The sequence below is a fragment of the Pseudomonas sp. TMW22089 genome (assembly GCF_022496645.1).
In the GTDB taxonomy this organism is placed as follows: Bacteria; Pseudomonadota; Gammaproteobacteria; order Pseudomonadales; family Pseudomonadaceae; genus Aquipseudomonas; species Aquipseudomonas paraversuta.
On record NZ_SCFG01000002.1, the window covers coordinates 124,369 to 136,029 of the forward strand.

Consider the following 11,661-nt stretch of genomic DNA (forward strand, 5'->3'; position numbering starts at 1 on the left):
CATCCCCAATCAGCACTGGCTGACATCTTTTCCCGACTGAAATCCAGATAAGTAACAGCCCGCTCCATACCAGTGCAGAGCAGCACCCGAAATGTCGCATACGTGTAACTAAATGAGTCGAAAAACGCCACGCAAACGATCAAATGCGCCAGAAGTTATACATAAGCGACATTCTTGTACGATCGTTCCACGTTTTATCAGTTCGTTGGCCTACGCATATTGCATTGGGTATGGGCTGTGCATAAGTATCGCCGGGTCGACTCACAAGGTCGCCCTCAAACCAAAAATGACAAAAATCATGAGGTCACCATGTTCAAACACGCGGTCATTCCGTTTCTAGTGGGCGCCAGCCTGCTCGCCAGTGCACCTTTCGCCCAGGCGGCGACCAATCTGGTGTTTTGCTCCGAAGGCAGCCCGGCCGGTTTTGACCCGGGTCAGTACACCACTGGTACTGACTTCGATGCATCAGCAGAAACCATCTATAACCGCCTGAGCCAGTTCGAACGTGGAGGCACCAACGTTGAGCCCGGTCTGGCCACCAGCTGGGACATTTCGCCGGACAACCTGACCTACACCTTCCACCTGCGCGATGGGGTCAAGTTTCACACCACCCCTTATTTCAAGCCTACGCGCGATTTCAACGCCGATGACGTGCTCTTCACCTTCAACCGCATGCTCGATAAAGACATGCCGTTCCGTAAGGCCTACCCCACCGAATTCCCTTATTTCACCGACATGGGCATGGATAAAAACATCGCCAAGGTGGAAAAAATCGATGACAAGACCGTCAAGTTCACGCTGAACACGGTTGATGCTGCGTTTATCCAGAACATGGCGATGCACTTTGCATCCATAGGCTCTGCCGAGTACGCCGACAAACTGCTCAAGGAAGGCAAGCCTTCCGATATCAATCAAAAGCCGATCGGCACCGGGCCTTTTGTATTCAAGAGCTACCAGAAAGACTCCAACATCCGCTACACCGGCAACAAGGATTACTGGAAGCCTGAAGACGTCAAAATCGACAACCTGATCTTCGCCATCACCACTGACCCGTCAGTGCGCATCCAGAAGCTGAAAAAGAACGAATGCCAGGTCACCATTTACCCGCGCCCGGCTGACCTCGCGGCACTTAAAGCCGACAAAGACCTGCAGATGCCCGAAAAGCCTGGGTTCAACGTCGGCTATATCGCTTACAACGTCATGGACAAGATCAAGGGCAGCAACGAACCCAACCCGATGGCCCTGCTTAAGGTGCGACAGGCACTGGACATGGCGGTAAACAAACAGCAAATCATTGATTCGGTATATCAGGGGGCGGGGCAATTGGCGGTTAACGGAATGCCGCCCACCCAGTGGTCTTATGACGACACGATCAAGGACGCGCCCTACAACCCTGAGAAAGCCAAAGAGCTGCTCAAGGAAGCCGGCATCAAGGAAGGCACCGAAATCACCCTGTGGGCCATGCCGGTTCAACGCCCCTACAACCCCAACGCCAAGCTGATGGCTGAAATGCTCCAGTCGGACTGGAGCAAGATTGGCATCAAGGCCAAGATCATGACCTACGAATGGGGCGAGTACATCAAGCGTTCCAAGGGCGGTGAAAACGGTGCGATGCTGATTGGCTGGAGCGGCGACAACGGTGACCCGGACAACTGGCTCGGTACGCTGTTCGGTTGCGATGCCATTGAAGGCAACAACTTCTCCAAGTGGTGCAATCCAGAGTTCGACAAGCTGATCAAGACTGCCAAGGCCACCACCGACGTGGCTGAGCGCACCAAGCTGTACAAACAGGCGCAGCACCTTCTCAAAGAGCAGGTTCCGATGACACCTATCGCCCACTCGACGGTGTATCAACCGATGCGCAGCACCGTCCAGGACTTCAAAATCAGCCCCCTTGGCCTGACGTCCTTCTACGGCGTAGGCATCAGCAAATAAAAGCACTGGCGAGTGCGGCCTGAATGGCGCACTCGCTTGCCTGCCAGGACAACGGAAATCCCCCTCATCTTGAAGCTGCTGCGTACTGACGCAGAGGCTATAGGACGTCGAGACGTTTCCTACGTGATTGTCAGGCCTGGCGCATTTACGGCTGCACGCCGACGTCCTAACGTCGAGGTACAGCAAGTTTATTGCGCAGGGTGCGGCTCTCTGGCTGATGCTACCGAACCACTGAACAGCCCAGCCCACGGCGCGCGTTCAGGGACCAAAAACAAAAAAAAGGATTGGGAACGCCATGCGCAACCCACTGGTTTTATCTGTGCTATTGAGCGCCGGCGTACTTGCCGGCAGCCCGCTCGCGAACGCCGCCAACAGCCTGGTGTTCTGCTCCGAAGGCAGCCCGGCCGGTTTTGATACTGCGCAATACACCACCGCCACCGACAACGACGCGGCCGAACCCATTTACAACCGCCTGGCCGAATTTGAAAAAGGCGGCACTGCTGCCGGTCCGGCGCTGGCCACCCGCTGGGATATTTCCGAAGACGGCCTGACCTACACCTTCCATCTGCGCGACGGGGTCAAGTTTCACACCACCAAATGGTTCACCCCGACCCGTGATTTCAATGCCGATGACGTGCTGTTCACCTTCAACCGCATGCTCAGCGCCGACCATCCCTTCCGTAAGGCCTACCCGACCGAATTCCCGTATTTCACCGGGATGAGCCTGGACAAGAACATCGCCAGCGTCGAAAAGACCGACCCGATGACCGTGGTCATGAAACTCAACTCGGTGGACGCGGCGTTCATCCAGAACCTGGCCATGAGCTTTGCCTCGATCCTGTCGGCCGAATACGCCGACCAGTTGCTCAAGACCGGCAAGCCCAGCGACATCAACCAGAAACCTGTGGGCACCGGGCCGTACGTATTTCAGCGCTATCAAAAAGACTCGAACATTCGCTACGCGGCCAACAAGGATTACTGGAAGCCGGACCAGGTCAAACTCGACAACCTGATTTTCTCGATCAACGTCGACGCGTCTGCGCGCATGCAAAAACTGCGTAAAAACGAATGTCAGGTTTCCCTTAGCCCGCGCCCTGCGGACGTGGCAGCCCTCAAGGCCGACCCCAAGCTGCAAGTCATCGAAAAGCCGGGCTTCAACCTGGGCTACATCGCCTACAACGTGCAACACAAGCCCTTCGACCAGCTGCAAGTGCGTCAGGCGCTGGACATGGCGGTCAACAAGGACGCCATCCTCAAGGCGGTTTACCAGGGCGCCGGGCAAAAAGCGGTCAACGCCATGCCGCCAACGCAGTGGTCCTATGACGAAACCATTGTCGACGCACCTTATAACCCCGAAAAAGCCAAAGAGCTGCTGAAGGCCGCAGGCGTCAAGGAAGGCACCGAAATCACCCTGTGGGCCATGCCCGTACAGCGCCCGTACAACCCGAACGCCAAACTCATGGCTGAAATGCTGCAGTCGGACTGGGGCAAGATCGGGCTCAAGGTCAAGATCGTCAGCTATGAATGGGGCGAGTACATCAAGCGCACCAAAAATGGCGAGCATGACATCAGCCTGATTGGCTGGACCGGTGACAACGGTGACCCGGACAACTGGCTCGGCACCCTGTACAGCTGCGATGCGATCGGCGGCAACAACTACTCCATGTGGTGCAACAAGGAGTACGACACCCTGGTCAAGAACGCCAAGATCGTTACCGATCGCGACCAGCGCACAGTGCTCTACAAACAGGCCCAGCAATTGATCAAGCAACAGGTGCCGATGACTCCGATAGCGCACTCGACGGTCAACCAGCCGCTCAGCGCCAAGGTGGAAGGCTTCCAGGTCAGCCCGTTTGGTCGTAACGCCTTCTCCGGCGTGAGTCTCAACGACTAACTGCTCCGATTCGCTACAACCTCGGCAGGCCACCTCCAGTGGCCCGCTGAAGTGTCGCCGATCGTGCGCAGCGCAAACGTTTGCAATGCTTCAAAACGTTCCACAACAGCCGATTCAAACAAAAAAGAACGGCAATAAAAAAAGAAAGCCAAGGAGCCTCAACCATGAAAGTCACAAGCAGCGCATTGTTAGCTTTATCCATCAGCGGCCTTGCCTCGATGGCAGTTGCTGAAGAATTCATCGCGACTGAACTTAAAACCGGCGCCAGCGCGCAAAGTGAAACCAAGGGTTTTGTTGAAGAGCAGACACTGGGCGGTACCACGCGTAACTGGTACGCCAACGAGCTCAAACGCCGTGATGACCGCTTTACCTACAACCACAACGGCACCCGGGAAACCACTCCGCGCCGGATCAACTGGGTACAGGGCACCATCATCGACTACCGGTCGGGGTTCACTGAGGGTACCGTCGGTTTCAGCACCCAGGTCGCGGCTTACAACGCCGTTGCCCTTGACCGCGACGCCAAGGACATCGCCGGACCGAACAACCGCACCCTGACCCACAGCGATGGTGATGCTGTCGGTCAATGGAGCAAGCTGGGCCTGGCCAACCTCAGCGCCCGCATCTCCAACACCACGCTGACCGTAGGCCGACAGAACTTCAGCAGCCCGACCATCGACGTGATCGGCAACCGCGCATTGCCTTCCAGCTTCCAGGGCGTGGGATTGCACAGTGAAGAGTTCAACAACCTGTCCTTCGACGCCGGCTCCTTCGATCGTGTATCGCCACGGACCGAGCAAAGCCTGAGCAAGTTCCGCAGTGAATACGGCGCCACCGGCGTAGAAACCGATCGCGCCAGTGTGGCCGGCCTTAACTACCAGCCGTTCAAAAATCTGAAAACCACGCTGTATGCCACCCACGTTGAAGATTTCTGGAACCAGTACTACTTCGGCGCCGTGCACGATATCGGTGACAGCGCCGTACTGGGCCTGAACACCAACTTCAACTACTACAAGACCCTCGACACCGGCAGCAAGGCCCTGGGCAACATCAACAACGACGCCTACAGCCTGGCCTTCGCCCTGAGCCACCAGGCTCATACCCTGTCGCTGTCATTCCAGCAAATCGTCGGTGACGAGTACTTCGACTACCTGCACGAAACCAACGGCATTTACCTGGCCAACTCCTTGCTCTCGGACTTCAACGGCCCGAACGAGAAATCGCTGCAACTGGCCTACAGCATCAACATGGCGCAGTACGGCATTCCGGGTCTGAAGTTCAACGCCTACCACGCCCGTGGCTGGGACATTGACGGTACCCATTACAAGGGCACCGCCTATGACGTCAAGAACATGGACGGCGAAACCCACTACGAGTACAGCGTTGGCACGTCTTATGCTGTCCAGAGCGGACCACTCAAGGCCACCGCGATCCGCGCGACCTATACCACGCACCGCGCCAGCAAAAACCAGTCTGACGGCAACATCAACGAGTTCCGTCTGGTAACAACCATTCCATTCAACATCCTTTAATCACCCGATTAAAAAACAAGGTTACGGCTGATCCGGGCATCAGCCGTAACCCTCTAGCTGGTTCAAGCGATTGGAGAAGGGTTGCCATGAAAAGACTTCCACTACGCACCGCTCTTGCTGTGGCACTGCTCAGTACAGCAGTCAGTGTTTCGGCGAAAAACCTGGTGGTCTGCACCGAAGCCAGCCCGGAAGGGTTTGATATCGTTCAGTACACCACTGCCGTGACGGCCGACGCCTCTGCGGAAACCGTGCTCAACCGCCTGGTCGACTTCGCCCCCGGAACCACCGATGTAGAACCGGCCCTGGCCGAACGCTGGGACATCAGCCCCGACGGACTCGAATACACCTTCTACCTGCGCCCCGGCGTGAAGTTCCACAGCACCGACTATTTCAAACCGACCCGCACCCTCAATGCCGATGATGTGCTCTGGAGCTTTCAGCGCCAGCTGGACCCGAATCACCCGTGGCACAAACTTTCCCTGGTCGGCTACCCCTACTTTGAAAGCATGGGCTTTAAAGACCTGCTCAAGAGCGTCGACAAAGTTGACGACATGACCGTCAAGATCACCCTCAACCACGCCGAGTCGCCGTTTCTGCGGGACATCGCCATGCCGTTCAACTCTATCTACTCTGCCGAGTACGCCGACCAGTTGCTCAAGGCCGGTAAAACCGCAGAGCTGAACAGCAAGCCGATCGGCACCGGGCCGTTCATTTTTGTGCGCTACAACAAGGACGCACAGGTGCGCTTCAAGGCCAACCCGGATTACTTCCGTGGCAAGCCGCCCAGCGACGTACTGATCTTCGCCGTCACCACCGACAGCAACGTACGCCTGCAGAAACTCAAGGCCAACGAGTGCCAGATCGCGCTGTACCCCAAGCCCGACGAAGTCAAAAACATCCGCAAGGACCCGAACCTCAAGGTGGATGAACTGGCCGCACTGATGACCAGTTACATCGCCATGAACTCCAGCCACAAATACCTCAGCGATGTGCGGGTGCGCAAAGCCATAGACATGGCCTTCGACAAACAGACCTACCTCAACACCGTGCACGGTGAAGGCAATGCTCTGGTTGCCATCAACCCCTACCCGCCGACCATGCTTGGCTTCAACAAGGACATGCAAAGCCCGCCCCGGGACCTGGACAAGGCCCGGGCGCTGCTCAAGGAAGCAGGCGTTCCCGAAGGCACGGTACTCACCCTCTTCACCCGCAATGGCGGGGGTCCGACCAATCCCAACCCGATGCTCGGAGCGCAGCTGTTACAGTCCGACCTGCAGAAGATCGGGATCAAACTCGACATCCGGGTCATGGAATGGGGCGAAATGCTCAAGCGTGCAAAAAGTGGCGAACATGATCTGGTCTCCACCGGTTGGGGCGGAGATAACGGCGACCCGGACAACTTCCTGACTCCACTGCTCAGTTGCGAGGCGGCCAAAAACGGCGAAAACTACGCCCGCTGGTGCAGCAAGGACTTCGAAGCACTGATCACCAGGGCCCGCAACATCACTGAACCCGAGCAGCGCGCTGCACTCTATGAGCAGGCACAGGTGATATTCCATCAGGATCAACCCTGGATTAACGTAGTACACCCAATGCTCTTTACCGCCATGCGCAAAAACGTCGAGGGCTACATCCTTAGCCCCCTGACCAACAACAACTTCGCCACCACCCGGGTGAAGTAGAACAATAAAAACACCCGCCATTGCCCACCCGGGCTCTGGCGGACCTGCCTAACCGGCTGATGAGGTACACCACACGATGTTTAGTTTTATTGCCCGCCGAGTGGGGTTGTTGATACCCACTTTCTTCGGCATTACCTTGCTGACTTTTGCCCTGATCCGCATGATTCCGGGCGACCCGGTCGAAGTCATGATGGGTGAACGTCGGGTTGACCCTGAGATGCACGCCCAGGCCATGGAACGGCTTGGCCTGAACAAGCCGCTCTATGAGCAGTATTTCGACTACATCGGCAAGCTCGCCCACGGTGACCTGGGTGAATCACTGAGAACCCGTGAAAGCGTATGGACCGAGTTTTCAGCGCTGTTCCCGGCCACCCTTGAACTGTCGATGGCCGCGCTGTTGTTCGCCGGCATCCTCGGGCTTCTGGCAGGGGTCATTGCAGCACTCAAACGAGGCTCGCTATTTGACCACGGGGTGATGGGCATCTCCCTCGCGGGATATTCGATGCCCATCTTCTGGTGGGGCCTGATTCTGATCATGTTCTTCTCGGTAACCCTGGGCTGGACCCCGGTTTCCGGACGTATCGACCTGCTTTACGACATTGAGCCGAGAACCGGTTTCATGTTGATCGACACACTGCTCAGCGACGAGCCAGAAGCTTTCTGGGACGCGCTGCACCACATGATTCTGCCGGCCATCGTGCTCGGCACCATTCCATTGGCCGTGATCGCCCGGATGACCCGTTCATCCATGCTCGAAGTGCTGCGCGAAGACTACATCCGCACGGCCCGCGCCAAAGGCTTGTCACCTGCCCGGGTCGTATTCGTGCACGGCCTGCGCAATGCGCTGATCCCGGTACTGACCGTCGTGGGTCTGCAAGTCGGCACCCTGCTGGCCGGCGCCGTCCTGACCGAAACCATCTTCTCCTGGCCCGGCATCGGCAAGTGGCTGATCGAAGCCATTGGTGCCCGGGACTATCCCGTGGTGCAAAACGGCATCCTGTTAATCGCCTGCCTGGTGATTCTGGTCAACTTCGTAGTGGACATCCTCTACGGCTTTGCCAACCCACGCATTCGCCACCAGCGCTGAGATTCTGACCATGAGTACATCGACCAACGCTACCGAAGTGGATCAAAGCCTGCTTTATCCCTCGCCTTACAAAGAATTCTGGCACGCCTTTTCCAGGAACAAAGGGGCCGTTGCCGGCCTGATGTTCATGTGCCTGATTGTGTTTTGCGCCCTGTTTGCCCCCTGGGTCGCACCCCATAACCCGAGTGAGCAATACCGCGACTTCCTGCTGACCCCGCCGGTGTGGCTGGAAGGCGGCCAATGGCAATTTCTGCTGGGCACCGACGAACTGGGCCGCGACCTGCTGTCACGCCTGATCGAAGGTTCGCGCCTGTCACTGCTGATCGGCTTGTCCTCGGTGGTCATTTCCCTGATCCCCGGCGTGATTCTGGGCCTGTTTGCCGGGTTCTTCCCGCGCATCCTCGGCCCGGGCATCATGCGTCTGATGGACATCATGCTGGCCCTGCCGTCCTTGCTGCTGGCGGTGGCAATCGTCGCCATCCTCGGCCCTGGCCTGATCAACACCGTGATCGCAATTGCCGTGGTTTCATTGCCGTCCTATGTGCGTCTGACCCGTGCTGCGGTGATGGGCGAACTGAACCGCGACTACGTGACCGCTGCCCGCCTGGCCGGTGCCAGCTTGCCGCGCCTGATGTTCGTCACCGTACTGCCCAACTGCATGGCTCCCCTGATCGTACAGGCCACCCTGAGCTTCTCCTCGGCGATTCTCGACGCTGCGGCTCTGGGCTTCCTCGGTTTGGGCGTACAACCGCCAACCCCTGAATGGGGCACCATGCTGGCCTCGGCCCGTGACTACATCGAACGCGCCTGGTGGGTCGTCAGTCTGCCCGGTTTGACCATTTTGCTCAGCGTGCTGGCAATCAACTTGATGGGCGACGGTCTGCGCGATGCGCTGGACCCGAAACTCAAGAACGCCGCCTGAGGAGATTCCCATGTCACTTTTAGAAATCAAGAATCTCAACGTCCGTTTTGGCGACGCCAAGGCTGTGCCTGTGGTCGACGGTTTGAGCCTGTCTGTGGATAAAGGCGAAGTTCTGGCCATTGTCGGCGAATCCGGTTCCGGTAAATCCGTGACCATGATGGCGCTGATGGGCCTGATCGAGCATCCGGGTATCGTCACTGCCGACGCGCTGAATTTCGACGGCAAAAACATGCTGACCCTCAGCGCCCGTCAACGCCGGAAAATCGTCGGCAAGGACATGGCCATGGTCTTCCAGGACCCGATGACCGCGCTCAATCCCAGCTACACCGTGGGTTTCCAGATCGAAGAAGTCCTGCGCCTGCACCTGAAGATGTCGAAGAAAGAAGCACGCAAACGCGCCATCGAGCTGCTGGAAAAGGTCGAAATTCCCGGCGCGGCCAGCCGCATGGAAGCCTACCCGCATCAGCTTTCGGGCGGCATGAGCCAGCGCGTAGCCATCGCCATGGCGATTGCCGGCGAACCGAAACTGCTGATCGCCGACGAACCGACCACTGCGCTGGACGTGACCATTCAAGCCCAGATCATGGACTTGCTGCTCAATCTGCAACGTGAGCAAAACATGGGCCTGGTGCTGATCACTCACGACCTGGCGGTGGTTGCCGAAACCGCGCAACGGGTGTGCGTGATGTACGCCGGCCAGGCGGTCGAAGTCGGTAGCGTGCCAGGGTTGTTTGACGTACCGGCTCACCCTTACAGCGAAGCCCTGCTGGCGGCGATCCCGGAACACAGCATGGGGGCTTCCCGTCTGGCGACCTTGCCCGGCATCGTGCCGGGGCGTTACGACCGTCCCCAGGGCTGCCTGCTGTCGCCGCGCTGCCCTTATGTACAAGACACCTGCCGCCAGCAACGTCCGGCGCTGGAGCCCAGGGCTCACAGCCAGGTACGCTGCTTCTTCCCCTTGAACCAGGAGGTGGCGTAATGACTGTCGTTCTTACCGCCCGTGACCTCACCCGTCACTACGAAGTGTCCCGCGGCATGTTCAAGGGCCACGCCCTGGTACGCGCCCTCAACGGCGTATCCTTTGAACTGGAGGCAGGCAAAACCCTCGCCGTGGTTGGCGAGTCCGGGTGCGGAAAATCCACCCTGGCCCGCGCCCTGACCCTGATCGAAGAGCCGTCTTCAGGTTCGCTGAAAATCGCCGGCCAGGAAGTCGCCGGGGCCAACAAGGCTGAACGCAAGCAACTGCGCAAAGACGTTCAGATGGTGTTCCAGAGCCCTTACGCCTCGCTCAACCCGCGGCAAAAGGTCGGTGATCAGTTGGCCGAGCCGTTACTGATCAACACCAGCCTGAACGCCAGCGAACGCCGCGATAAAGTGCAGGCGATGATGAAGCAAGTGGGTTTGCGCCCTGAGCATTACCATCGCTACCCGCACATGTTCTCGGGTGGCCAGCGCCAGCGGATCGCCCTGGCGCGCGCCATGATGCTGCAACCCAAGGTGCTGGTGGCCGACGAACCGACCTCCGCCCTCGACGTATCGATTCAGGCGCAGGTGCTCAACCTGTTCATGGATTTGCAGCAGGAATTCAACACCGCCTACGTGTTCATCTCCCACAACCTGGCGGTGGTCAGGCATGTCGCCGATCAGGTCCTGGTGATGTACCTCGGCCGCCCGGTAGAAATGGGGCCCAAGGAGGAGATCTACACCCGCCCGTTGCACCCCTATACCCAGGCGCTGCTGTCGGCCACACCGACCATCCACCCGGACCCGAACAAGCCGAAAATCAAAATCGTCGGCGAGTTGCCCAACCCGTTGAACCCGCCGTCGGGCTGCGCCTTCCACAAGCGCTGCCCCTATGCGTCCGAGCTGTGCAGTACAGAGGAACCTGCCCTGCGCCTGCTGGACAACCGCCAGGTTGCCTGCCATCACGCGGAGCAGTTCTTGAGCGTATAACACCGACAAACAACCTGTGGGAGCCGGGCACCCTTATCGCTGGCAAGCCAGCTCCCACGGGCCATGTAACATCCAGCTCATAACCCTGCAGGAGCGAGCCTCTCAACAATACAGCGCTCGATAAAAAGCTCGCGAGCAAGCTCGCTCCTACATCATGTCACCGCGTCACCGGGCCGGGGAGCAGGGACAAAGCCGGATTCTGACTGTCAGGACTGGCTGTCCCCCTCGTCGCCTTCATCACCGTTGTCGCCGTTGTCGCCACCGCCATCCGCGCCACCATCACCGTCCGTTTGATCATCATCCCCCGAACTTCCGCCCTGCCCCTGATCACCAGGTTCAGAGTCAGACTTGTAGATGGCATGCACCGTGGGGCCAGCGACACCAGTGGCCGAAGCCCCGACTCCCGGAAGCGTCAGCGGATTGCTCGCCCATGCGGCTGAAGCACTCACCGTCAGCAAGACCAATACTTTGAGCAACAACACCATGCGTTGAAAAAGCCTCATCGCGAACTCCACCTTGTCGTAGGAAAGATACGATTTAAACCTAGTCCGCCTGCGGCGCTTTTTCCCTAAAAGCTTTTGCCCGCAATAGATCTATTTGGACTTACCCGACCGAAATTGTTATGGGCTTTTGTAACCCGAGGTTCGAGGATTTAC

General features: G+C 58.1%; 9 protein-coding genes. 8 read left to right on the forward strand and 1 reads right to left on the reverse strand.

Annotated elements, in window-relative coordinates; all coding sequences use genetic code 11:
• Window positions 1-309: 309 nt before the first annotated feature.
• The 8 genes from EQV90_RS02945 to EQV90_RS02980 all read left to right on the forward strand — a co-directional run bounded on the left by EQV90_RS02945 (window position 310) and on the right by EQV90_RS02980 (window position 11,005).
• On the forward strand, window positions 310-1,935 hold the full coding sequence (locus EQV90_RS02945; RefSeq protein ID WP_003443773.1) for an ABC transporter substrate-binding protein: 1,626 nt from the start codon (window positions 310-312) through the stop codon (window positions 1,933-1,935).
• Window positions 1,936-2,230: 295 nt separating this feature from the next.
• The gene (locus EQV90_RS02950; RefSeq protein WP_003443782.1) at window positions 2,231-3,829 is read left to right on the forward strand and encodes an ABC transporter substrate-binding protein; all 1,599 of its coding nucleotides are present in this window, start codon (window positions 2,231-2,233) and stop codon (window positions 3,827-3,829) included.
• Window positions 3,830-3,993: 164 nt separating this feature from the next.
• Window positions 3,994-5,361 carry an OprD family porin gene (locus EQV90_RS02955; RefSeq protein WP_240877735.1) on the forward strand — a complete coding sequence of 456 codons (1,368 nt, stop codon included), beginning with the start codon at window positions 3,994-3,996 and terminating at the stop codon, window positions 5,359-5,361.
• Window positions 5,362-5,447: 86 nt separating this feature from the next.
• Window positions 5,448-7,043 (forward strand): ABC transporter substrate-binding protein, encoded by a 1,596-nt coding sequence (locus tag EQV90_RS02960; RefSeq protein WP_010655566.1) that lies wholly within the window; start codon window positions 5,448-5,450, stop codon window positions 7,041-7,043.
• 76 nt (window positions 7,044-7,119) lie between these two features.
• Window positions 7,120-8,130, forward strand: coding sequence for an ABC transporter permease subunit (locus tag EQV90_RS02965; RefSeq protein ID WP_003443789.1), 1,011 nt, complete (start codon window positions 7,120-7,122; stop codon window positions 8,128-8,130).
• A gap of 10 nt (window positions 8,131-8,140) precedes the next feature.
• On the forward strand, window positions 8,141-9,052 hold the full coding sequence (locus EQV90_RS02970; protein ID WP_003443791.1) for an ABC transporter permease subunit: 912 nt from the start codon (window positions 8,141-8,143) through the stop codon (window positions 9,050-9,052).
• 10 nt (window positions 9,053-9,062) lie between these two features.
• The gene (locus tag EQV90_RS02975; RefSeq protein ID WP_003443792.1) at window positions 9,063-10,031 is read left to right on the forward strand and encodes an ABC transporter ATP-binding protein; all 969 of its coding nucleotides are present in this window, start codon (window positions 9,063-9,065) and stop codon (window positions 10,029-10,031) included.
• Window positions 10,031-11,005 (forward strand): peptide ABC transporter ATP-binding protein, encoded by a 975-nt coding sequence (locus EQV90_RS02980; RefSeq protein ID WP_240877736.1) that lies wholly within the window; start codon window positions 10,031-10,033, stop codon window positions 11,003-11,005. The genes EQV90_RS02975 and EQV90_RS02980 overlap by 1 nt, the downstream gene beginning before the upstream one ends.
• Window positions 11,006-11,211: 206 nt before the next feature.
• On the opposite strand, the gene EQV90_RS02985 is transcribed toward EQV90_RS02980, so the two are convergent.
• Complete coding sequence (locus tag EQV90_RS02985; protein ID WP_003443794.1) at window positions 11,212-11,508, reverse strand: hypothetical protein; 297 nt, start codon at window positions 11,506-11,508, stop codon at window positions 11,212-11,214.
• Window positions 11,509-11,661: the final 153 nt, after the last annotated feature.